This is a genomic window from Pseudarthrobacter sp. BIM B-2242 (assembly GCF_014764445.1).
Taxonomy (GTDB): domain Bacteria; phylum Actinomycetota; class Actinomycetes; order Actinomycetales; family Micrococcaceae; genus Arthrobacter; species Arthrobacter luteus_A.
In genome coordinates this window covers 2547345-2569597 of the sequence record NZ_CP061721.1, presented here as the reverse complement: position 1 = coordinate 2569597, position 22253 = coordinate 2547345, and the positions used below count along the sequence as shown (strand labels likewise).

The following is a 22253-nucleotide window of genomic DNA, read 5'->3' as shown; positions in this document are numbered from 1 at the left end:
ATGACCCGCCACACACTGTCTGTTCTGGTTGAAGACAAGCCCGGTGTCCTGACGCGCGTCGCGAGCCTTTTCGCCCGCCGCGCCTTCAACATCAACTCCCTGGCCGTCGGCCCGACGGAAGTTCCGGGCATGTCCCGGATGACCGTCGTCGTCGACGCCGATGGTGACCTGATTGAACAGGTCACCAAGCAGCTCAATAAACTGGTCAACGTGATCAAGATTGTTGAGCTCACCTCCGAATCTTCCGTACAGCGAGACCACATCCTGGTCAAGGTACGTGCGGATGCCGCAACTCGTCTGCAGGTGACCCAGGCTGCAGACCTGTTCCGTGCTTCAGTGGTTGACGTCTCCACAGACTCCGTGGTCATTGAAGCAACAGGCCACCCCGAAAAGCTCACCGCACTGCTGTCAGTGCTTGAGCCCTTCGGCATCCGCGAAATTGTGCAGTCCGGCACCCTGGCCGTTGGACGGGGATCCCGCTCCATGAGTGACAGGGCATTGCGCAGCGCTTGATTCCCAAGCGCGGCACAACGCCCGTGCAGTACGCAGCACCACATTTACACCAGAAGAATCCACTCAAAAGGAGTTACGCAAGTGACTGAAATGTTTTACGACGACGACGCCGACCTTTCCATCATCCAGGGCCGCAAAGTCGCCATCGTCGGCTACGGCTCCCAGGGCCACGCCCACGCGCTGAACCTGCGCGACTCCGGCGTTGAAGTTGTCATCGCCCTCAAGGAAGGTTCTTCCTCGACCGCCAAGGCCCAGGATGCAGGCTTCACGGTCAAGACTGTTGCCGACGCTGCCGAATGGGCCGACGTCATCATGATCCTGGCTCCGGACCAGCACCAGCGCGCAATCTTCAACGACTCCATCAAGGACAAGCTGACCGCCGGCAAGGCCCTTGCCTTCGCCCACGGCTTCAACATCCGCTTCGGCTACATCGAAGCTCCCGAAGGCGTTGACGTCATCCTGATCGCGCCGAAGGCTCCGGGCCACACCGTGCGCCGCGAGTTCGAAGCCGGCCGCGGCATCCCGGACATCATCGCCGTCGAGCAGGACGCCACCGGTTCCGCGTGGGACCTGGCCAAGTCCTACGCCAAGGCCATTGGCGGTACCCGTGCAGGCGTCATCAAGACCACCTTCACCGAAGAGACCGAAACCGACCTCTTCGGCGAGCAGTCCGTCCTCTGCGGCGGCGTGTCGCAGCTGGTCCAGTACGGCTTCGAAACCCTGACCGAAGCCGGTTACCAGCCGCAGATTGCCTACTTCGAGGTGCTTCACGAACTGAAGCTCATCGTCGACCTCATGTGGGAAGGCGGCATCGCCAAGCAGCGCTGGAGCGTTTCCGACACGGCCGAATACGGCGACTACGTCTCCGGCCCCCGCGTCATCACCCCCGAGGTGAAGGAAAACATGAAGGCTGTCCTCGCGGACATCCAGAGCGGCGCCTTTGCCAAGCGCTTCATCGACGACCAGGACAACGGCGGCGTAGAGTTCAAGGCCCTGCGCGCCAAGGCCGAGCAGCACCCGATCGAGGAAGTCGGCCGCGAGCTGCGCTCCCTCTTCGCGTGGCAGCAGCAGGACGCGGACTACGTAGAGGGCTCGGCAGCCCGCTAAGGCTGCTGTGCCGGTACCCGTTCCGGGTGCCATGGTGGGGGCCGGGTTCACTTAACAATGTGAGCCCGGCCCTTCCGTCCGCCTAGACTTGTTCCATCCCAAGGACTGCAACGCAGAGGATCACCCGTGTCAAAACCCGTAGTACTGCTCGCCGAAGAACTTTCGCCCGCCACGATCGAGGCCCTGGGCCCGGACTTCGAAATCCGCCAGACCGACGGCGCCGACCGGTCCCAACTGCTTTCCGCCATCGCGGATGTGGACGCCATCCTGGTCCGCTCCGCCACCCAGGTGGACGCCGAAGCCATTGCCGCAGCCAAGAACCTCAAAGTCATCGCCCGCGCAGGCGTTGGCCTGGACAATGTTGACATCAAGGCCGCCACCCAGGCCGGCGTTATGGTTGTCAACGCCCCGACGTCGAACATCATCTCGGCGGCCGAATTGACCGTTGGCCACATCCTCAGCCTCGCCCGCCACATTCCGCAGGCAAGCTCGGCGCTCAAGGACGGCGAGTGGAAGCGCTCCAAGTACACGGGCATCGAACTGTTCGAGAAGAAGATCGGCATCATCGGCCTCGGCAGGATCGGCGCCCTGGTCGCCGCCCGCCTCAAGGGCTTCGACACCAAGATCCTCGCCTACGACCCCTACATCACCTCAGCCCGCGCGGCGCAGCTTGGCGTGCAGCTGGTGACCCTCGACGAGCTTCTCGCCCAGTCGGACTTCATCACCATCCACATGCCCAAGACGCCCGAGACGGTGGGCATGCTCGGCGCTGACGCCTTCAAGAAGATGAAGAGCACCGCGTACGTGGTCAACGTTGCCCGTGGCGGACTGGTGGACGAAGAAGCACTCTTCACAGCCCTCCAGGACCGCGAAATCGCAGGCGCCGGTGTTGACGTCTTCTCCAAGGAGCCCAGCACAGACCTGCCGTTCTTCAAGCTGGACAACGTCGTGGTCACGCCGCACCTTGGAGCGTCCACCGACGAGGCCCAGGAAAAGGCCGGCGTCTCCGTCGCCAAATCGGTACGCCTGGCCCTGGCCGGCGAACTCGTTCCGGATGCAGTGAACGTGGCCGGCGGCGTGATTGCCCCCGACGTCCGCCCGGGCATCCCGCTGATCGAGAAGCTGGGCCGCATCTTCACCGCCCTGACCCACGCGTCGCTCACCCAGTTCGACGTCGAGGTGGCCGGCGAAATCTCGTCCCTTGATGTCAAGGTGCTCGAACTCGCCGCCCTGAAGGGAATCTTCGCGGACGTCGTGACCGAACAGGTTTCCTACGTCAATGCGCCGGTCATCGCCGAACAGCGCGGCATCAACGTCCGCCTGATCACCACGCCGGACACCGAGTCCTACCGCAACCTCCTCACCCTGCGCGGAGCCCTCAGCGACGGCACACAGATTTCCGTCGCCGGTACCCTGACCGGGCCCAAGCAGGTCCAGAAGCTGGTGGGAATCAACGGCTTCGAGCTCGAGATCCCCATCAGCGAGCACCTCGTTGTGGTCTCCTACGCTGACCGCCCGGGCGTGATCGGAACCATCGGACACATCCTGGGCATGAACAACATCAACATCGCCGGCATGCAGGTGGCACGCCAGGACGAGGGCGGCCAGGTGCTCGCCCTGCTCACCATCGACAGCTCCGTGCCCCAGCAGGTGCTGGATGCCATCAAGGCCGGCATCGGTGCCGAGATGGTCCGAGAGGTCGATCTCGAAGACTGAGATCCGCAACACCGAGAATGACGCGCGGCCCGGGTTTTACCCCGGCCGCGTATGATTGGCCGGTCTGCTTACAATGGCTAGGTCCTGATTCAGGACAGCGCCGGCAGGCCGGCCAATACTTTTTGCACACCCGGCAGGAATTCCATGATGTCCGCTGTCCGCGGACCGTGGTGTGCGCACGCAATCCAGGTTTCAGGGAGCCCAATGAACGCCGTCCAGAGGTTCATCAGAAGCAAAGTGCTGCTGCTGACCGCGGCCATCTTGATCGCAGCAATGTGCTTGTCGGTCCTCGTCCAAGGTCAATCGCAAGCAGCATTGAAGCGAACGGTTGATGAAAACTCACGGGGTCTCTACGACGTCCTCGTCCAGGCCAAGGCCGGATCCTCACCGCTGATGCAGCCGGAGATCGCCAACGGCGGGGGAGGCATCAGCTTCGACCAGCTCGAGTCCATCCGCAAACTGTCCGAGACGTCCGTTGCCGCCCCTATCAGCCTCGTGTCACGCGTGACGCAGAACCTTGAAGCTCCCCGCCTCGATGCCATGGACTTCCTGGGCTACAACGCTGGCCTTGCCGGCACGGCCACCACGGACCAGGCGGCCGGAGCCACCGACCCCGCCAAATGGCCGGCAGCGGAGTCCGTGCTGAGTGACACGCCCAAGAAGTACCGTCTGACCGCCAGTGCGGTCAGCTCCGACGGCGTCTCCGAGCAGGTCCTGTTCAAGTCCTCCACCGAGGGCACACTGGGCAAGGCAAAGCTCGTCGAGGAACAGACTGCCGGTGGCACCAGCATCCGGATCGCACCTCCGGCAGGCGAAACAGGCATCAAGTTCCCCGCCCCGGCCGGCGGTTCCGAACATAACCTGTTCAACCTTTCTGTGTCGCTGCCACTGTCACCTGAGGTGACTGAGTCCGTTGTCGCCGTCGACCCGGTGGCTGAGCGCGCGCTGTTGGGTTCGGCAGGCGATTTCCTGGCTCCGCTGGAGAAGGCACCGCCCGCGGATGCCCGCAATGCCGGTGCCATCGGGCGCCACTTCGAAAGCCTCTTCACCAACGGCATCAGCATGGAAGACCTGGAAGAAGGCCCGGACTTCCTGGGCGTCAAGCTCAAGTACTGGGCGCCGCTGATGACCCAGTACCAGCAGGCCAAGCGGACCGGTCAGCTCACCGCTGACTCCCAGGGCATCCCCCTGATTGTGCGCTCCGGCACCTCCCTGGACCTGAAGTACAACGTCAAGATCGAGGAAGTGGACGCCTCCGGCAAGGTGGTCAAGGAAGTGGGCACGGCGTCGCGCTCACTGGACAAGGACTACCTGCCGTTCGTCTCCAAGGATCCGTTTGCACTGTCCTGGCCGGGTTCCACCGACCATTCCTCGCTTCTCGGCGCCCAGGGCAACTTCAACCAGGGCCTTTACACCCCGGCCACGTGGAGCACCGACTTTGCCGCCGCACCTAAGTACGCTGACGGCGAGGCAGCCGCCAACGGGGCCGTCCAGAAGACGGCCACCCCGGGGGACTGGGTCACGGTCAACCGGCTGCCGGAAAAGGGCGCCAACGGAGCCCCGGTTGACCAGACACAGCGTGAACCCGTGGATGAAAGGTCCTACCGCGAGGATCTGGCTACGGGGGAGAAACTCGCCGCCCCGCTGGCCATGGTCTACGGAACGTTCGACCCCTCGGCCGTTGAAGCAGCCGCCGGCGACGTCAACCGCCTTCCCCTGGGCGGCTACGATCCGACCCCGCTGACCCTCACCAAGGATGCCGACGGCAACGCCGTGGCCGCCACGGACCTCAAGCCCTCACTCAGCGCCACCGGGCTGGCCAGCCAGTCCGCCGGCGCCATCACCGACTACTACGGCCTTGCTGCGGCCCGCGGCTACAAGGACAACGCGGCCGTGATCGACGCTGTCCGCGTCCGGGCGAAGGCCCCCGGCAGCTGGAAGGAAGCACAGCCCGACGTCGAAAAGCTTGCCTCCGAGATCCGCGCGATGGGCCTGGAAGCCACCGTGGTGGCCGGTTCGGCGCGCGAGGACGCCAGCATCTTCGTCCCCGGATACTCCAAGGATGACGCCGGCAAGGAGTCCGACCTGGGCACCGTCCAGCAGTCCTGGGTCCGGCAGAACGCTGCCGACGCCGTCACGGGGTCACTGACCGGCACCAACGTCACGCTGCTGTTCCTGACCCTGTGCGGCGCCGCGCTGCTCACCGGTGCGTCCACGGTCAGCTACATCCGGAAACGCAAACGCGAAGCCGGGACCCTGCGCGCCATGGGCTGGACCCAGCGGCGGATCCGCAGCTGGGTGCTCGAGGAATTCGGGGTTGGCGCGGCACTGCTTGCGGTAGCCGGGATTGTGCTGAGCCTCGTGAGTTGGAGCCTGACCACGGCAGTTGTGTCCGCCGCCGTCCTGGCCCTCTATGCGGCAGCAGCCTTCTTCGCTGCACAGCAACTTCGCCACCGCGACGAAGTGGACCAGGAACCACAGCACGATGAGCGGCTGATCCCGGTGGATTCACCGCTGACCTTTGCCAACCGCCAGCTCAGCACCAACAAGTTCAACACCTTGTCCCTGGCAGTCGCAGTAGGTGTCTTCGGCGCCGCGGTGGGCGGCCTGGTGGCGTTGCTGATCGACATTCCCCGCGCTGCCGGCGCGAGCGCCCTCAGCGGACTTGCTGCGGCCAGCGTCGCCCTGCCGAGCATGATGCTGGCCCTCGCCGGTGTCGCCGTCGGCCTGATACTCACCCTGGTGACGGGCAGGTTTGAGCTGAACGCCAAACGCCAGTACCTGGGGATCCTCGAAGCGATGGGCTGGAACCCGGACATGCTCCGCCAGGTCCGCCTCTTCGAAAATGCGCTGGTGGGCACCGTGGCACTGCCACTGGGCGTCCTCGGCGCGCTGGGCATCGGGCTCCTCCTTGCCCCGTATGCCGCCCTATGGGCCGGCGTCGCCGGCCTCGTGGCTGTACTTTGCTGGATACCGATTGCAACGAAAGTGGTCCAATGACAAACCAGACGAATGTTCACCGGAGCCGGAGGTCCGGCGCTGCTGATGCGCCCCTGCAGACCCGCGCCAACACCATCGTCAAGGCCGCGGACCACGGGACCCCGCTGGAGCTGAGCGATATCACCATCCGCTACGGCGGCGGCAAGGGCGGAGCGGAGGCCGTCAGCGTTGTCGAAGGTTTCGACCTCACCCTGCACGCCGGCGAGATGCACTGCGTCGCCGGCCGAAGCGGCTCGGGCAAGACCAGCATCCTGACTGTCGGCGCAGGTCTGACGCTGCCGACGTCGGGGCGTGTCTTCTGGGAAGGCGATTCGCTCGAAAGCATGGGCGACGACGAAATCGCCGACCGCCGTCGGGCCCTGATTGGTTACGTGGACCAGGGCGGTGCCCTGATCGACGGCATGAGCGCACTGGAAAATGTCCTGCTGCCCGCCGTGCCCGACGGCGAGGTGGACCAGCGCCGCGACATGGCCAAGGACCTCCTGGACCTGGTGGGCCTGGGCCGCCGGATGCGCCACCGCCCCGCGCAGCTCTCCGGCGGTGAACGCCAGCGTGTGGCGATCGCGCGTGCGCTGATCCTGGGGACCCGCGTGCTGGTGGTGGATGAGCCCACTGCCAGCCTCGACCGGGCATCCGCCAACCGCATCATCAGCATCCTCAAGGACACCACCTCGGACGGCATCGCGGTGCTGGTCGCCTCGCACGACCACGAACTGGTCCGCCTGAGCGATACGCTGACAGAACTCATCTAGCCCGTCCCTCCGCACCGAAAGTACCGTCCGCACGTGACTGCTTCAGAGAAATCCCCGTTCTACATCACCACGGCCATCACCTACCCGAATGGCGTGCCGCACATCGGCCACGCCTACGAGTACATCGCCACTGACGCCATGGCCCGCTTCAAGCGGCTGGACGGGCATGAGGTGATGCTCCTGACCGGCACCGATGAGCACGGCATGAAGATTGCGCAGGCGGCCGAGAAAGAGGGCGTTACGCCCAAGGAACTGGTGGACCGCAACGCCGAGGTGTACAAGGCCGCGCACGCAGCCCTTGGCATCACCTACGACCGCTTCATCCGGACCACGGATGCTGACCACTACGCGGCATCGCAGGCCATCTGGAAGAAGATGGAAGCCAACGGGGACATCTACCTGTCCAAATATGAGGGCTGGTACTCGGTCCGTGACGAGGCGTTCTACGGTGAGGATGACACCGTGGTCAAGGACGACGGCGTGCGCTACTCCAAGGAGACGGACACCGAAGTGACGTGGACGGCGGAGGAGAGCTACTTCTTCAGGCTGTCCGCCTACCAGGACAAACTGCTGGCCCTGTACGAGGCCCAGCCGGAATTCGGTGCACCCCAGTCCCGGTTCAACGAGGTCATCAGCTTTGTCCGGCGCGGCCTGGAAGACCTCTCCATCAGCCGCACCACGTTTGACTGGGGCGTCCCCGTCCCCGGCAACGACAAGCACGTGATGTACGTGTGGGTGGACGCGCTCACCAACTACCTGACCGGCGTGGGCTATCCCGACGTCGAGTCGGAGTCGTTCCGCAAGTTCTGGCCGGCCGACGTGCATATCATCGGCAAGGACATCTCGCGGTTCCACGCGATCTACTGGCCCGCGTTCCTCATGAGCGCCGGCATAGAGCTGCCCAAGCGGGTGATGATCCACGGCTTCCTGCACAACAACGGCGTCAAGATGTCCAAGTCCCTGGGCAACGTGGTGGCCCCGGCCGACTTCGTGGCGCAGTACGGCCTGGACCAGGTGCGCTTCTTCTTCCTGCGTGAGGTCCCGTTCGGCGCGGACGGCAGTTACAACCACGAGGCCATAGTGGGCCGGATGAACTCGGACCTGGCCAATAACTTCGGCAACCTCGCGCAACGCTCGCTCTCCATGGTGGCGAAGAACTGCGAAGGCAAGGTCCCTGTCCCGGGCGCCTTCACCGCCGAGGACACCGCAATCCTGACGCAGGCCAACGGTCTTCTGGAAACCGCCCGGGCGGCCTTTGAGAAGCAGGAGTTCAGCCGCGCACTCGAAGCGATCTGGGGTGTCCTGGGTGACACCAACGCCTACTTCGCCGAGCAGGCCCCATGGGTGCTGCGGAAGACCGACGTCGAGCGCATGAACACTGTCCTGTACATCACCCTGGAAGTGCTGCGGATTGTGTCCATCCTGGCGCAGCCGGTGATGCCCAACGCCGCGGCCGCGCTCCTGGACACGCTGGGTCAGCCGGAGGGTGACGCGCGCCAGTTTGCCGCGCTGACGACGCCGATAGTCGCCGGGACTGCGTTGCCCGCACCGTCGCCGGTGTTCCCCAAGTATGAGGAACCCGCCGAAGGCTAGCGCCATCCGGTCCGCCTACCTGCCGTCTCATGACTGAGTACGGTTGGCGACAGCCCAGTACTGCTGACCCCGGAAAGCGGGTAACGAGTACTGGAGACACAGGTCAAGCCGCTGCATAGCCTTTTTCTCGTTAGCAAGCTGATGATTCGCATCTGGGAGAACCGTCGCTCCGATGCCAGCTGTTTGCCTTTTTCGCCCTTGCGTCGGGGCGCCGTTCCTCCACACGTCTGATCAGTTTTAACCAGACAATGGATGGAGACGGAAATGAAACGGATCCTTGCCGCCATAGGTGTCACCGGTCTCGTGTTACTCGGTGCCACGGCTCCGGCTGCAGCAACGGACGATGAAGAAAAGGGTGATCACAAGGTCACCATCTGCCACGCAACCGGCTCGGACTCAAACCCGTATGTTCAGATTACGGTTGACTGGCACGCCCTGAAGGCCCACCACTCCGAACACTGGGGAGACATCATCCCCGGGGGCCATAAGTGGGGCGGCCAAAACTGGGATGAGGACGGACAGGCAATCTACTACAACGGCTGCGTGCCCTGCCCCCCGGAGGAGGAGCCGGAGCCGGAGCCGGAGGAGCCGCCAGCCGAGCCGGAGGAGCCGCCGGTTGTTCCGGAAGAACCGCCGGTTGTTCCTGAGGAACCCCCTGTCGCTCCGGAGGAACCGCCGGTCGCTCCGGAGGAGCCGCCGGTTGCCCCCGAGGAGCCGACGGTAGTCACTCCGCAATCGCCCATCGGGGCGGTCCAGCGGCCGGTCGTTGCAGCCCCCGTGGTTGTCAACAATCCGGGCTTCAACGTCCAGACAGCGGTAGCACCCTCCGACGGCGGGCTGGCCCCTTGGGCAGCAGGCCTCATCGTGATGGTCCTGGCAGCGGGGGGAGTTGCAGCCCGCAGGCTGTTGCCGGCAGACGGTGCAGTGTCCCGGGAGGGCAACGACTGACACCACCTGGCTGTCGCCCGCAGGGCGGTAGATAAACTGATGCAGGCGCCGTGGCCGAAAGGGCACGGCGCCTGCAGCCACATCAGCAGATCCCCACCAGCACGTGAGGGGAAACTATGGACAGCGACCACAGGCAGGCGTCCGCCGACGTGCCGGCCGGCACCGATCCGCCAGTGAACCCGAAGACGCCACCCCACGCCGGTCCGCCCAAGCATGCACTGCCCCGCCGGCGGAGAATGTTCACTCTCAAAAGCACTCTCTTTGTACTTCTCTGCGGAGTACTTGCCTACGTTGCCGTCGCCTTCCTGCCGCAACTGACCGCACCGGGGCCCACGCCGCCACCCGTCATTGCCCGGCAAACGCAGACCGCGCCGGCCGCGCCGGCACCCACGCCCTCTGCAGTTCCGGCGGTGGACGTCCCGACGGCGACAGTTCCGGCCGGTCCGGCCGCCTCGCCGCCGCAGCGGCTGGTGTACCCCGCGGCGGATATCGACGTGGTGATCCATCCGCTGGAACCCAGCGGTGCGGACCAGGCCAGCCAGACAATTGTTCCCCCGCCCACCATGGACGGCTACTGGCTGACCCCCTACGGCGTTCCCGGCGCGGGCTCCCTTAATACCACCTACGTGGCTGGCCACAGCTGGGTGGACAGGGACGCCCCCTTCAACCGGCTGAGCTCCAGGGCGGCAGCCGGCGACCCGTTCACGGTGACTACTGCCACCGGCGAACTCGCCTACGTGGTGGACTCGGTGACAACATACGAGAAGGAAGGCCTCAAAGACAGCCCTATCTGGCAGGGATCACCCAACCGCCTGGTCCTTATTTCCTGCTACACCGGGGACTTCTGGGGGACAAACGTTGTGGTTGTCGCCTCGCCCGCCGTGGTGGTTCCGGCACGCTGACTGCTACGGACGGCTGTCATCTCAGTAAGTGAGACAGATTGTCCGGCATTCGGATTCAGTTAATATTCTTGGACCATGAGCGCATCCATCAATCTCGCAGTTATTCCCGGTGACGGCATTGGCCCCGAGGTCATTGCCGAGGCCCTGAAAGTCCTCGAGAAGGCGGTAGCCGCTGAGGGCGTGGATCTCCAGCAGACCCACTACAAGCTCGGTGCCGAGCACTGGCTTGCTACCGGTGAAACCCTGCCGGACGAGGTCCTGGCGGACCTGCGCACACGCGACGCCATCCTGTTTGGTGCTGTGGGTGCTGCCCCCGGCGATACAAGGATTCCCTCGGGCATCATCGAGCGCGAGATGCTCCTCAAGCTTCGCTTCAGCCTGGACCACTACGTCAACCTGCGGCCGTCACGTTTGTATGGAACCGTAGGCAGCCCGCTGGCAAACCCCGGAGTCATCGACTTCATCGTGGTTCGCGAGGGAACCGAAGGACCTTACGTCGGCAACGGCGGCACCCTGCGCGGCGGCACGCCGCACGAAGTGGCCACCGAGGTCTCGCTGAACACGGCCCACGGCGTAGAGCGTGTAGTGCGGGATGCCTTCCGCCGCGCCAGCGCCCGCGAACGCAAGCATGTGACCCTGGTGCACAAACACAACGTCCTCGTCTTTGCCGGCCACCTGTGGAAGCGCACCGTCGAAGCCGTAGCCCGGGAGTTCCCCGAGGTCACCCACGATTACCTGCACGTGGATGCCGCCACGATCTTTATGGTCACGGACCCGTCCCGCTTTGATGTCATCGTCACGGACAACCTCTTCGGCGATATCCTGACCGACCTCGCTGCAGCCATCACAGGCGGCATCGGGCTGGCCGCTTCCGGCAACATCAACATGGACCGCACCGCCCCGTCCATGTTCGAGCCGGTCCACGGCTCCGCCCCCGATATCGCCGGCCAGCAGAAGGCCGATCCCACCGCCGCCATCCTCTCGGCAGCGCTCCTGCTGGACCACCTCGGCTACACCGCGGCGGCCCGGAAGATCGAGGCCGCGGTTGTTGCCGACGTCGAAACCCGCGACGGCGGAGCCCGCAGCACCAGCGCCGTCGGAGACGCCATCGCCGCAGCGCTCTAGGCCGTCCCGCGGGGACTGCCCGCGGGACCCGGTACGCGGGCGTAAGCTTGTTTCGAATTACCAACTGCTGCCCGGCGGTTTCAATGCTGAATCCCGTCCCAAGGCAGCCGATCGTGGAGGAACCATGACTCAGACTGCCCATGGCGTCGAATTCACCCAGCAGCCTTCGGCAACCCCGAAGTCCGCTGAAGAGCGTGCGGCCATCCTGGCCAACCCGGGATTTGGCAACCACTTCACCGACCACACAGCGGTGGTGGACTACAAGGTCGACGAACAAGGCAACGGCGGCTGGCACAGCCCGCGTATTGAGGCGTACGGGCCTATCTCCCTGGACCCCTCGGCTGCGGTGCTCCACTATGGCCAGGAGATCTTCGAAGGACTCAAGGCCTACCGCCATGCCGACGGATCCGTGTGGACATTCCGGCCGGAGGCGAATGCCGCGCGGCTGAACAAGTCCGCCCGCCGGCTGGCGCTGCCCGAACTCCCTGTTGAGTACTTCCTGGGCGCCATCCGGGAACTCGTGGTGGCTGACAAGGAATGGGTTCCGGCCGGTGACGGCGAGGCCCTTTACCTGCGCCCGTTCATGATTGCCACGGAAGCGTTCCTGGGAGTCCGCGCCGCACGCGAAGTCACCTTCCGCGTGATTGCCTCGCCCGCCGGCAACTACTTCGGCGGCGAATTGAAGCCGGTCTCCATCTGGATTTCGCGCGAATACGCCCGCGCAGGCCGCGGCGGCACCGGGGCGGCCAAGTGCGGCGGCAACTACGCCGCGTCCCTGATCGCGCAGCAGGAAGCGGAAGCGAACGGCTGCAAGCAGGTGCTCTTCCTGGATCACTTCAACGACGACGCCGTGGAAGAACTCGGCGGCATGAATGTATTTTTTGTGATGAAGGACGGCTCGCTGGTGACACCTGCGCTCACCGGAACCATCCTGGAGGGCGTCACCCGCTCATCAGTGATGCAGGTGGCCAAGGATATGGGCCGTGACGTCACCGAGCGTAAAATCACCCTCGCGGAATGGCGCGACGGCGTGGCCTCCGGCGAGATTACCGAGGTCTTTGCCTGCGGCACCGCTGCTGTCATTACCCCCATTGGTGTGCTGAAGGACGCCACTGAGTTCATCGGCTCGGAGGATGCAACGGCGGGGGAGACCACCATGGCCATCCGCCAGCAGCTTCTCGGTATCCAGACAGGTACTGTGCCGGACAGGCACGGCTGGCTGACCCGCCTCGCCTGAGCAGGGAGGGCACTGACGAATTACGACGGCGGCTGACCGGCACGGTGTGATGTTCCACACGGTGCCGGGCGGCCGCCGTCGGCCGTCGACCCGGTCTTTTCCGGCGCCGCCAACAGCGGGTTTTAGCGGCGGGCGGCCTTTCGGGCAGCGTTCTTGAGGGCCTTGCGGGAGACCGGTTTCAGGGCCTTCCGTGCGGCTTCGTCGGCCAGTGCCTGGTTGCGGCGGGCGTCAATGATGTCGTTCCACAGCGTGGTCGCAAAGGCACCGCCGTCCTGGCCGTAGACGTCGTAGGGGTAGTCGGCAAAGATGGACGGCGTGCTGCCGCCGGCGGGCAGATCTTTCCCTGTTGCCTTCGCCACGGCGTCGCCGAGAGCCCAGGTTCGGGTCAGGTGGTGGACGAGGTTTTCCTGGACAAAAGTGGCGGCGTCGCTGGAGGCAGCAGCGCGCTTCAGCAGGGCGTCGAGGTCATCCGCCAGGATCTTGGCAGCAGATTCTTCGACAGGTGCGGACCCTGCTTTGATGTCTTCGGCCACACCATCCACCGCCTCACTCCAGTCGGTGGTCTCCCGGAACGTTTTCCACGTGGGGAACCAGACAATGCTGCCCGTTGCGTGGTTGTGGATGTGCTGGAGTCCGCTGGTTTTCTCCGTTGCGGCATGATCATGGCCGGCGGCATCCGCCCCGGCGAGGAGCTCAGACAAGGAGATTGTGGGTGTGGCGCTCATGGTGTGTGTTTCGGCTTCCTGCTGGAGAACGTGTGGCCTTCACTGGTGGTCAACCCGGTCCGGGCTCTGTTCTATTCCGGCAGGACGGCGGCACGCTGCTGCCGATGAAAAGAGCGGCTGTCGGTGCAAAGATAGGACGGTGACTTCAGCCCCCAGCCCCGGCCTCCAGCGCAGCTCGGCCCTGACGCAGTTCTTCCTGGCCCCCAATCCCGGACCGATGAGCCTCGACGGCACCAATTCCTACGTGATTACGGCACCCGATGCCAGTGCTGCAGTGATCGTGGACCCGGGCCCGGAAGATGAGGACCATCTCCGGCGGCTGGCAGGCCCGGGCACGGTTGAACTGATCCTGGTGACTCATCGCCACGCAGACCACACGGCGGGCTCGCGACGGCTTCACCAGCTCACCGGGGCACCCGTCCGGGCCGCGGATCCCCGGCACTGCCACGGCGGGGGAGAACCGCTACTGGACGGTGAAAACATTCACGTCGCGGGAGTATCCATCGGGGTCATTGCCACACCGGGCCACACCTCGGATTCGGTCTGCTTTCATCTTCCCGATGACGGCCCCGCCGGCTCAGTCCTGACCGGCGACACGATCCTCGGCCGGGGGACCACCATGCTGGACTACCCGGATGGCACCTTGGGGGATTATCTGGGTTCGCTGGACCGGCTCGAAGCCCTTGGACCGGCTGCAGTCCTGCCCGCCCACGGGCCGGTGCTGCCCTCATTGGAAGGCGTCACCCGCAAATACCGCGCGCACCGCCTGGAGAGGCTGGACCAGATCCGGGCCGCGCTGGAACGGCTGGGCCGGGACGCGTCAGCGGCGGCGGTGGCAGACGCCGTATATGCCGACGTCGGACCTTCCGTCCGGCGGGCCGCCGAAATGTCCGTAGCCGCGCAGCTTCATTACCTGCACGGACGGTCGGGGAGCTGACCTGCGCGAACGGCCTCCGGGCAGGAGGCCCCCGGCCAAGACTGTAGGCTAGGAACCATGCGTATTGCCCGGTTTGTAGTCGATTCTGATCCCCTCTACGGCGTGGTTGAAGGTGAGTCCGGCAGTGAGGTAATCACTGTCATCAACGGCGACCCCTTCTTCAACGGGGTGGAGCGGACCCACGTCAAGCACAAGCTCGAGGATGTCCGCCTGCTTGCCCCCATCATTCCCCGCAGCAAGGTGGTCGGCGTCGGCCGCAACTTCGTGGAGCACGCCGCCGAACTGGGCAACGAGGTACCTGCCCAGCCCCTGCTGTTCCTGAAGCCCAACACCGCCGTGGTGGGGCCGAACGATCCCATCGTGCTGCCGGAGTTTTCCGAGGAAGTCTCCTTCGAGGCCGAGCTGTGCGTGGTCATCGGCCGGATCTGCAAGGACGTTCCCGAGGAGCGCGTTGATGACGTGATCTTCGGTTACACCTGCGGCAACGACCTCACGGCCCGCGATGTCCAAAAGACGGATCTGCAGTGGGCCCGTGCCAAGGGATTCGACACCTCGGCACCGCTGGGCCCGTGGATTGAAACGGAGCTGGACACCGAGGACCTGTCCATCCAGGGCCGGCTCAACGGCGAACTGCGCCAGGACGGCAGCACCAGCCAGATGATCCGCGGCGTGCGGGAACTGGTGTCCATTGTGTCGCGGGCATTCACGCTGCTGCCCGGCGATGTCATCATGACGGGCACCCCGGCGGGCGTGGGACTGGTCCAGGCCGGGGACCGCTACGACGTCGAGATTGAAGGCATCGGACGCCTGTCCAACCCCGTGGTCCGCCGCTGACGTGAAGTGCCGCCGGCAGGACGGGGCACTCAGCGGCAAGCGGTAAAGTTGAAGCCACTATGACTACTGCTTCTGCGCCGAGTGCTGCCTCCGTCCCGTCCGTCACTGCCGATACCCCGGTGCGCGTCCGGTTCTGCCCTTCACCTACTGGAACACCACACGTCGGCCTCATCCGGACAGCCCTGTTCAACTGGGCCCACGCCAAGCACACCAAGGGCACGTTTGTGTTCCGGATCGAGGACACGGACGCTGCACGGGACTCGGAAGAGAGCTACCTGCAGCTGTTGGAGGCCCTGAAATGGCTGGGCATCACATGGGAAGAGGGCGTGGAGGTCGGCGGACCGCACGAGCCGTACCGGCAGTCACAGCGGCTGGACCTCTACAAGGACGTGGTGGCCAGGCTTCTTGAGGCCGGTTACGCCTACGAGTGCTATTCGTCTCCGGAAGAGGTCGAAGCGCGCCACCGCGCCGCGGGCCGGGACCCCAAGCTCGGCTATGACAACTTCGACCGCGAACTCACCGACGAGCAGCTGGCGGCCTTCAAGGCCGAGGGCCGCAAACCCGTCCTGCGCGTCCGGATGCCGGATGAGGACGTTGTTTTCACCGACCTTGTCCGCGGCGACATCACGTTCAAGGCCGGCAGCATCCCGGACTACGTCATCGTCCGCGCCGACGGTTCACCCCTGTATACCCTGGTCAACCCTGTTGATGACGCCCTGATGGGCATCACGCACGTGCTGCGCGGTGAGGACCTCCTTTCCTCCACGCCGCGCCAGGTGGTGCTGATCCGCTACCTCATCGCCATCGGCGTTGCCAGCTACCTGCCGCTCTTCGGCCACCTCCCGTACGTGATGGGGGAGGGCAACAAGAAGCTGTCCAAGCGTGACCCGCAGTCCAACCTGTTCCTGCTGCGCGACCGCGGATTCATTCCGGAAGGCCTGCTGAACTACCTCTCACTGCTGGGCTGGAGCCTGTCCGCCGATGAAGACATCTTCACCGTGGACCAGCTGATTGAATACTTCGATGTCAAGGATGTGCTGGCAAACCCGGCAAGGTTCGACATCAAAAAGGCGGAAGCCATCAACGGCACCCACATCCGCATGCTCAACCCCGAGGACTTCCGTGCCCGGCTTATCCCGTACCTGCGGACCGCCGGGTTCGTGGGGGAGGAGCTCACGGCACGCCAGGAGGAAATCCTCACCGAAGCCGCACCCCTGATCCAGGAACGCGTCACCCTGCTGGGCGAAGCACCGGAGATGCTCGGATTCCTGTTCAAGGCCGATGACTCCATCGACATAGCCGATGACGCCAGGAAGGGACTGCCGGCGAACCTCACCGAGGTCCTGGACGCCGCCATCGCAGCCCTGGAACCCGTTCAGGACTGGAACCCGGAAAACATCCAGGCGGCATTGAAGCAGGCGCTCGTGGAGGATCTCGGCATCAAGCCCCGGCTGGCTTTCGGGCCGGTGCGCACCGCCATCTCCGGACGCCGCATCTCACCGCCGCTGTTCGAATCCATGGTGATCCTGGGCAAGGACTCGTCCCTGGGCCGGCTCCGCACTTTTCGCGGCTGATCATGGCAGGCACCGCAGTTGACGGCATCCTGAAGACACGCTTCGGGACCATCCGGGGTGTTCTCTTTGACATCGATGACACCCTGGTTGACCTCGAATACGCGATGACCACCGCCCTGCGCGAGGTCAGCGAACACCTCCTGCCGGGGCTGGACCAGCACGGGTGGGAGCGTTTCGGCAGGATCTTCACGCACGAAACCACGCACTACTACGACAGGTACCTGGCGGGCGAGCTGACGTTCAACGATCAGCGCCTGCTGCGGGGCCGCGCCGCCCTGGGCCACTTCGGCGTCGACCTTGCCGACGGCGAGGAGGCGCACCGGTGGCTGACGGCGTACAGCCAGCTGCAGCCGGCCTACGTGCGGGCCTTCGAGGACGTGCTTCCGCTGCTTGATCTCCTGGATGCTGCCGGCATCCCCTACGGTGCCGTCAGCAACAACGTGCACGACTACCAGCGGGCGAAGCTCGACAGCGCCGGGCTGGCCCGCGTTCGCCGCCTCGTCGGCACGGACACCGTTGGCGTCGCCAAGCCGGAACCTGCCATCTACCTCGAGGGCGTCCGCCTCCTGGGGACTTTCCCGGCGGAGACGCTCTACGTGGGTGACAACAGGCTGCTGGACGCTGAAGGCTCGACGGCGGCAGGACTGGTGGGCGTGTGGCTCAACAGGGCGGGGGAGGCTGCACCGGAGTTTGCAGGCCACGAGGTCGGCTCCCTGGCGCAGCTGCTGCCTTAGCTGCCCTCGCCGGAACGGGGCCGGCAACCCCGTTCCGGCGGCCGATTTGTGCCAACGAAAATCCTCGGGTAGAGTAATTTCTCGTGCTGAGGCGCACGGAGCGCAGGTTGAAGCCTGAAACTCCGGCCCGAAAGTATCATTGGGATATGGTGTAATTGGCAACACTACGGTTTCTGGTACCGTCATTCTAGGTTCGAGTCCTGGTATCCCAGCTCTGGCTCTGACACTGAAAAAGTGTTCGAAATCAGGAGTTTCACACCGGTTCGCCGATTTGAAACACCCGCTCAGTTTATGAAATACTCACTGAGCAAACCGGCCAAAAACCGGGTGGAAGTGAGAACTTCCTGGAAGTACGCGGCCCCATCGTATAGCGGCCTAGTACGCTGCCCTCTCACGGCGGTAACGCGGGTTCGAATCCCGCTGGGGTCACAAAATGACGGTCCCGGGCAACAGCCCGGGACCGTTTTTGTGTTCCGGCCACATCGGCTCCGGTCCGGATCACGGACTGAACTGGCATGATGATGCTGTGACCTCTTCTGACGGTTTTCCAGCGAAGCCTCCTCCGCCGCCGCTCCGCGCCCCCGGCAGCCAGCCTGCACGTGCGGCAGACCAGGCCGCGTTGGCCGCTGTAGGCCTGCTGGAAGCTGTCCGCGCAGACCTTTCCGTTGTGTCCTTGCCGCTGGCACTTGCAGATGCAGGGCCCGCCCGGACAGAGGTCCGAAACGCCGTTGCCCAGCTGGACGACTACATCCTGCCCCGGTACCGCAGCCTGGATGCCCCGCTGCTCGCCGTCGTCGGGGGGTCAACAGGTGCCGGCAAGTCCACTCTGGTCAACGCACTGGTGGGGCACCCCGTCACCCGTTCCGGGGCGATCAGGCCCACCACCCGGCAACCCATCCTCCTGCACCATCCGGCGGATGCCGGCTGGTTCGAAGGGCAGCGCGTGCTACCGACCCTGAGCCGGATCCGGGGCACCGTATCCACCGAACCGGTTCCGGCCAGCCGCGCGGGCGCAACACCGGACGCGGAGGCCATCTCGTCACTTGTCCTTGTGGCAGACCAGGCGGTCCCCCAGGGGATCGCTCTGCTGGACGCACCCGACGTCGATTCCATCTCCGATGACAACCGCAGGCTGGCCGGGCAGCTGCTGGCCGCCGCAGACCTGTGGGTCTTCGTCACCACGGCCAACCGGTACGCGGACGCGGTTCCCTGGAAGCTGCTCCTGGACGCGGCTTCCCGGGACATCATGGTCGCCGTGGTCCTGGACCGCGTGCCGGCCGAGGCGGAAGCCGAAGTCAGCGCCGATCTCCGCGCCTTGCTGCAGAAAGAAGGCCTCGGCACCGCGGAACTGTTCATCGTGCCCGAGACGGACCTCGACGCCCTGGGTATGTTGCCGCCCCGGGCCGTTGAACCGCTGCGCCGCTGGCTGCAGGAACTGGCAACCAATGCCGCAGGGCGGTCGGAGATTGCCCGCCGGACGCTCAACGGGACGGTCAAGGCGCTGGCCGGACGGGTGGGTGCCGTCTCGGTTGCCGTCCATGCGCAGGAGCGTGCCGCCGCGTCGCTCCGGTCCGATGCCGAGGCCGCCTACCGCGACGCGGTGGTCCGGATCCTGGACGCCACGAAGGACGGGGCCCTGCTCCGCGGCGAAGTGCTGGCGCGCTGGCAGGACTTTGTGGGGACCGGGGAGTTCTTCCGGACCCTGGAACAGAACATCGGGCGGTTCCGGGACCGGGTGGGAGCCTTTTTCAGGGGCGAGCCCACGCCTGCTGTCCGGGTTGAGGTGGCCATCGAAACGGGCCTGCAGGCCGTGATCCTTGATGAAGCCGCCAATGCGAGCGAAGACACAGACAAAAGGTGGCGCTCAGACCCCGCCGGCCGGGAGCTGCTGGGCACCGATGATTTGTCCGGAACCACCCCCGGGTTTGCCGAGGTGACTGCTGCCGAGATCAGGGCGTGGCAGGCGGGCCTGATGGAGCTGATCCGCACGGAAGGACAGGGTAAGCGCACCCAAGCCAGGTGGCTCTCCTTCGGCATCAACGGACTGGGCGCAGCCTTGATGATCGTGGTGTTTTCCATGACCGCGGGACTCACGGGCCTCGAGATCGGCGTGGCAGGAGGCACCGCCGTCGTAGGCCAGAAGCTGCTTGAGGCAGTCTTCGGTGAGGACGCGGTCCGCAGGCTCGCCCAGACAGCCCGGGACGACCTCCATGCGCGGTGCCAGCGACTGTTGCAGGCGGAGCAGCAGAAGTTCCTTGAGCGGCTCCCGGAGGGCGCCGCCGATACCTCCCGTGTCCTGGCTGACCATGCCGCCGCCCTCGCCCGGCTGGCGGACCGCACGTGAGCCGCCACGGGGCTGCCCGGGAAGCGTCGCAGCTGGACCGAAGACTGGCCGCGCTCAACGACGCCCGTGAGCTGGCAGAAGGCGTCCTCCCGGATGCTGCCCTGGAGGACGTGTTCCAGCTCCTCCAACGTGCCACCTCCCGGCGATCGCTCTCCGCCGATCACACTGTGGTGGGCTTTTTTGGTGCCACCGGCAGCGGGAAATCGTCACTGTTTAACGCGGTCAGTGGCGCTGAAATCGCGACGGCGGCGGCCCGGCGGCCCACCACATCGGAACCTTTGGCCGGTGTCTGGGGCACTGACGGCAGCGAACCGCTGCTGGACTGGCTGGAGGTTCGCAACCGGCACCATGCCGTTCCGGTCGCGGGCTTTGCGGACGAGGGTACCGGCCTGATCCTGCTGGACCTGCCGGACTTCGACTCCACCAGGGCTGCCAACCGCGCCATTGTGGAGCGCATGGTCGGACTGGTCGATGTCCTGGTCTGGGTGCTCGATCCGCAGAAATACGCCGACGCGGCTGTGCACAACGACTTCCTCACGCCCATGGCCGCGCACGGTGCAGTGACCCTGGTGGTGCTGAACCAGATTGACCGGCTGCCCGAGCGGGACGTCCAGCCGGTGCTTGAGTCCCTCAGGGGCATCCTTGCCCGCGACGGACTGGGCACGGTGCAGGTCCTGGGCGCGTCCGCCCTCACCGGCGCGGGCGTGGACAAGGTCCGCAGCGCCATCCGGAGTGTGGTGACGCAGCGGCAGGCCCTCTCGCAACGTCTTGCTGCGGACGTTTCACGGGCCTCACAACAGCTCAAGGACGTCTCCGGCGCAGGGGAAGCAGCAGGAGTCAGGCAGGGGTCAACGTCGCGGCTTACGGACGAGCTGGCCAAGGCGGCCAACGTTCCCTTGGTGGTGGAAGCCGTCGCCTCGTCCTACAGGCTGGAATCGACGCGCCGCACCGGCTGGCCGGCCACCCGGTGGCTTCTGCGGTTCAGGTCCGATCCGCTGCGCCGGCTCAACCTGAAAAGTTCCGCCCCGTCCCGGCTGAACCGCACCTCGCTGCCGCCCGCAGGCGCCCCCGAACGTGCCCGGACGGATGCTGCAGTCAGGGAATTTGCCGACGCCGCCAGTGACGGCGCTCCGGGGCCGTGGCGGGCTGCGATCCGCGGCGCCGCCCGTGAGGGACGGGAAGCATTGCCGGACGCGCTCGACCAGGCCATTGCGGGGACAGACCTTATGACGTTCCGGAAGTCGTGGTGGTGGGGTGTGTTCAACGTGGTCCAGTGGCTCGCGCTGGCCGTGGTGGTGGGCGGGCTGGGCTGGCTGGGCGTGCTGGCCGGGCTGGCTTACCTCCAGCTGCCGGTCCCGGAGGCGCCGCGGGTGGAGGGCTGGCCTGTACCCACCCTGATGATCGCCGGGGGAGTGGCGCTGGGGATCCTCCTGGCGCTTGCGGGGAAATTCATCGGAGCGGGGGCGGCGAGATCCCGGGCGGCCAGGGCGCGGAAACGGCTCAGGGCAGCCGTAAGCGACGTGGCGCAAGCGTTGGTGGTGGAGCCGGTGGAAGTGGAAATCAGCCGGCACCGGTCCTTCAATACGGCGCTGAAGGCCGCCGGCGGCGGGTAGGTACCCGGGGCTGCCTACGCCACCGCGGCAGCGGCGTCCCGGACCTTGATCAGCGTCCGGAGGTTCCGGGTGGTGGTGCTTGCCTTGAATTTCGGCTTGGCCGAGACCTTGCTGAAGGGGCTGTCCAGGGTTCCGCCCACCGGAGCCAGCCACGCCAGGGCCTCCGGACCCAGGCGCGTCTGGTCCGTGCCGTCCAGCGCTGCTCCGGCCGCGTCCAGTTCATCAAGCCTCGCGGTGTCCGAAGCCAGGGTGATGTACGTGTGCGTTGTTTTGTCGTCCTCCGGATACGGGCAGGCCTCTACCAGTTCGGCCACGCGCTGTGCGGTCAGGACAACCACCCAGGCGTCATAGCCGAAGGTGTCGCGCAGGCATTTCTCGAACTTCTGTTTGACCGCTGCCGGCCCGTCGTCGCTGGTGAGCACCACATTGCCGCTGGCGAGCAGGGTCCTGACGTCTTCAAATCCGGCAGCGGCGAGGGCGGCTTTGAGCTCCGCCATTTTGATGTTGATCCCGCCCACGTTGATGCCGCGAAGGAAGACTGCGTAGCTGTTCATGCCGCCAGCTTAGACACTGCGTGCCGGTTTCCGGCGGCTGCAGCC

General features: G+C 65.4%; 19 protein-coding genes and 2 tRNA genes. 18 read left to right on the top strand and 3 right to left on the bottom strand.

Annotated features, from left to right (window positions below; translation table 11 throughout):
* The 3 genes from ilvN to serA all read left to right on the top strand — a co-directional run bounded on the left by ilvN (position 1) and on the right by serA (position 3336).
* A complete protein-coding gene (gene ilvN / locus IDT60_RS11820; RefSeq protein ID WP_028271611.1) occupies positions 1-513 on the top strand; it encodes an acetolactate synthase small subunit in 513 nt (170 codons plus the stop codon).
* A gap of 81 nt (positions 514-594) precedes the next feature.
* On the top strand, positions 595-1620 hold the full coding sequence (gene ilvC, locus IDT60_RS11815) for a ketol-acid reductoisomerase (RefSeq protein WP_191079226.1): 1026 nt from the start codon (positions 595-597) through the stop codon (positions 1618-1620).
* A 126-nt stretch (positions 1621-1746) separates the two neighbouring features.
* On the top strand, positions 1747-3336 hold the full coding sequence (gene serA, locus IDT60_RS11810; RefSeq protein WP_164199139.1) for a phosphoglycerate dehydrogenase: 1590 nt from the start codon (positions 1747-1749) through the stop codon (positions 3334-3336).
* Between the two features lie 89 nt (positions 3337-3425).
* Here serA and IDT60_RS11805 read toward each other — a convergent pair whose 3' ends face one another.
* Entirely contained in the window at positions 3426-3563 is a 138-nt protein-coding gene (locus IDT60_RS11805) for a hypothetical protein (RefSeq protein WP_191082044.1), read from the bottom strand.
* On the opposite strand from IDT60_RS11805, the gene IDT60_RS11800 reads away from it, so the two are divergent.
* The 7 genes from IDT60_RS11800 (at position 3541) to IDT60_RS11770 (ending at position 12893) form a co-directional block, all read left to right on the top strand.
* Positions 3541-6336: an FtsX-like permease family protein gene (locus IDT60_RS11800; RefSeq protein WP_191079225.1), complete on the top strand. Its 2796-nt coding sequence runs from the start codon at positions 3541-3543 to the stop codon at positions 6334-6336. The genes IDT60_RS11805 and IDT60_RS11800 overlap by 23 nt on opposite strands.
* Positions 6333-7088, top strand: coding sequence for an ABC transporter ATP-binding protein (locus IDT60_RS11795; protein WP_164199142.1), 756 nt, complete (start codon positions 6333-6335; stop codon positions 7086-7088). The genes IDT60_RS11800 and IDT60_RS11795 overlap by 4 nt, the downstream gene beginning before the upstream one ends.
* A gap of 33 nt (positions 7089-7121) precedes the next feature.
* On the top strand, positions 7122-8681 hold the full coding sequence (gene metG, locus IDT60_RS11790) for a methionine--tRNA ligase (protein WP_191079224.1): 1560 nt from the start codon (positions 7122-7124) through the stop codon (positions 8679-8681).
* A 264-nt stretch (positions 8682-8945) separates the two neighbouring features.
* Complete coding sequence (locus IDT60_RS23475) at positions 8946-9629, top strand: hypothetical protein (protein ID WP_191079223.1); 684 nt, start codon at positions 8946-8948, stop codon at positions 9627-9629.
* A 116-nt stretch (positions 9630-9745) separates the two neighbouring features.
* Positions 9746-10531, top strand: coding sequence for a class F sortase (locus IDT60_RS11780; protein WP_223883702.1), 786 nt, complete (start codon positions 9746-9748; stop codon positions 10529-10531).
* Positions 10532-10606: 75 nt separating this feature from the next.
* Entirely contained in the window at positions 10607-11656 is a 1050-nt protein-coding gene (locus tag IDT60_RS11775) for a 3-isopropylmalate dehydrogenase (protein ID WP_191079222.1), read from the top strand.
* A 124-nt stretch (positions 11657-11780) separates the two neighbouring features.
* Positions 11781-12893: a branched-chain amino acid aminotransferase gene (locus IDT60_RS11770; protein ID WP_191079221.1), complete on the top strand. Its 1113-nt coding sequence runs from the start codon at positions 11781-11783 to the stop codon at positions 12891-12893.
* 122 nt (positions 12894-13015) lie between these two features.
* On the opposite strand, the gene IDT60_RS11765 is transcribed toward IDT60_RS11770, so the two are convergent.
* Positions 13016-13618, bottom strand: a complete 603-nt coding sequence (locus IDT60_RS11765) for a hypothetical protein (RefSeq protein WP_191079220.1) — start codon at positions 13616-13618, stop codon at positions 13016-13018.
* Between the two features lie 139 nt (positions 13619-13757).
* Between IDT60_RS11765 and IDT60_RS11760 the strand changes: the two genes are divergently transcribed.
* From IDT60_RS11760 to IDT60_RS11725, 8 genes are all read left to right on the top strand, one after another.
* On the top strand, positions 13758-14555 hold the full coding sequence (locus tag IDT60_RS11760) for an MBL fold metallo-hydrolase (protein WP_223883701.1): 798 nt from the start codon (positions 13758-13760) through the stop codon (positions 14553-14555).
* Between the two features lie 57 nt (positions 14556-14612).
* Positions 14613-15389, top strand: a complete 777-nt coding sequence (locus IDT60_RS11755) for a fumarylacetoacetate hydrolase family protein (protein ID WP_191079219.1) — start codon at positions 14613-14615, stop codon at positions 15387-15389.
* 59 nt (positions 15390-15448) lie between these two features.
* Positions 15449-16963 carry a glutamate--tRNA ligase gene (gltX, locus tag IDT60_RS11750; RefSeq protein ID WP_191079218.1) on the top strand — a complete coding sequence of 505 codons (1515 nt, stop codon included), beginning with the start codon at positions 15449-15451 and terminating at the stop codon, positions 16961-16963.
* Between the two features lie 2 nt (positions 16964-16965).
* The gene (locus tag IDT60_RS11745) at positions 16966-17697 is read left to right on the top strand and encodes an HAD family hydrolase (protein ID WP_164199158.1); all 732 of its coding nucleotides are present in this window, start codon (positions 16966-16968) and stop codon (positions 17695-17697) included.
* A 140-nt stretch (positions 17698-17837) separates the two neighbouring features.
* Positions 17838-17909, top strand: a tRNA-Gln gene (locus IDT60_RS11740).
* A gap of 144 nt (positions 17910-18053) precedes the next feature.
* Positions 18054-18126 (top strand) — tRNA-Glu (locus tag IDT60_RS11735).
* Between the two features lie 190 nt (positions 18127-18316).
* Positions 18317-20041, top strand: coding sequence for a dynamin family protein (locus IDT60_RS11730; RefSeq protein WP_191081926.1), 1725 nt, complete (start codon positions 18317-18319; stop codon positions 20039-20041).
* Positions 20038-21654, top strand: a complete 1617-nt coding sequence (locus IDT60_RS11725) for a GTPase (RefSeq protein ID WP_191079217.1) — start codon at positions 20038-20040, stop codon at positions 21652-21654. The genes IDT60_RS11730 and IDT60_RS11725 overlap by 4 nt, the downstream gene beginning before the upstream one ends.
* Before the next feature lie 14 nt (positions 21655-21668).
* On the opposite strand, the gene IDT60_RS11720 is transcribed toward IDT60_RS11725, so the two are convergent.
* The gene (locus tag IDT60_RS11720; RefSeq protein WP_191079216.1) at positions 21669-22208 is read right to left on the bottom strand and encodes a DUF1697 domain-containing protein; all 540 of its coding nucleotides are present in this window, start codon (positions 22206-22208) and stop codon (positions 21669-21671) included.
* Positions 22209-22253 lie beyond the last annotated feature (45 nt).

What these genes read in the sequence shown, in the direction of transcription:
- ilvN (WP_028271611.1), top strand. Translation starts at nt 1, where the DNA reads ATGACCCGCCACACACTGTCTGTTCTGGTTGAAGACAAGCCCGGTGTC.
- IDT60_RS11800 (WP_191079225.1), top strand. Translation starts at nt 3,541, where the DNA reads ATGAACGCCGTCCAGAGGTTCATCAGAAGCAAAGTGCTGCTGCTGACC.
- IDT60_RS11805 (WP_191082044.1), bottom strand. Translation starts at nt 3,563, where the DNA reads ATGAACCTCTGGACGGCGTTCATTGGGCTCCCTGAAACCTGGATTGCG.
- IDT60_RS11795 (WP_164199142.1), top strand. Translation starts at nt 6,333, where the DNA reads ATGACAAACCAGACGAATGTTCACCGGAGCCGGAGGTCCGGCGCTGCT.
- IDT60_RS23475 (WP_191079223.1), top strand. Translation starts at nt 8,946, where the DNA reads ATGAAACGGATCCTTGCCGCCATAGGTGTCACCGGTCTCGTGTTACTC.
- IDT60_RS11780 (WP_223883702.1), top strand. Translation starts at nt 9,746, where the DNA reads ATGGACAGCGACCACAGGCAGGCGTCCGCCGACGTGCCGGCCGGCACC.
- IDT60_RS11775 (WP_191079222.1), top strand. Translation starts at nt 10,607, where the DNA reads ATGAGCGCATCCATCAATCTCGCAGTTATTCCCGGTGACGGCATTGGC.
- IDT60_RS11770 (WP_191079221.1), top strand. Translation starts at nt 11,781, where the DNA reads ATGACTCAGACTGCCCATGGCGTCGAATTCACCCAGCAGCCTTCGGCA.
- IDT60_RS11765 (WP_191079220.1), bottom strand. Translation starts at nt 13,618, where the DNA reads ATGAGCGCCACACCCACAATCTCCTTGTCTGAGCTCCTCGCCGGGGCG.
- IDT60_RS11755 (WP_191079219.1), top strand. Translation starts at nt 14,613, where the DNA reads ATGCGTATTGCCCGGTTTGTAGTCGATTCTGATCCCCTCTACGGCGTG.
- gltX (WP_191079218.1), top strand. Translation starts at nt 15,449, where the DNA reads ATGACTACTGCTTCTGCGCCGAGTGCTGCCTCCGTCCCGTCCGTCACT.
- IDT60_RS11745 (WP_164199158.1), top strand. Translation starts at nt 16,966, where the DNA reads ATGGCAGGCACCGCAGTTGACGGCATCCTGAAGACACGCTTCGGGACC.
- IDT60_RS11720 (WP_191079216.1), bottom strand. Translation starts at nt 22,208, where the DNA reads ATGAACAGCTACGCAGTCTTCCTTCGCGGCATCAACGTGGGCGGGATC.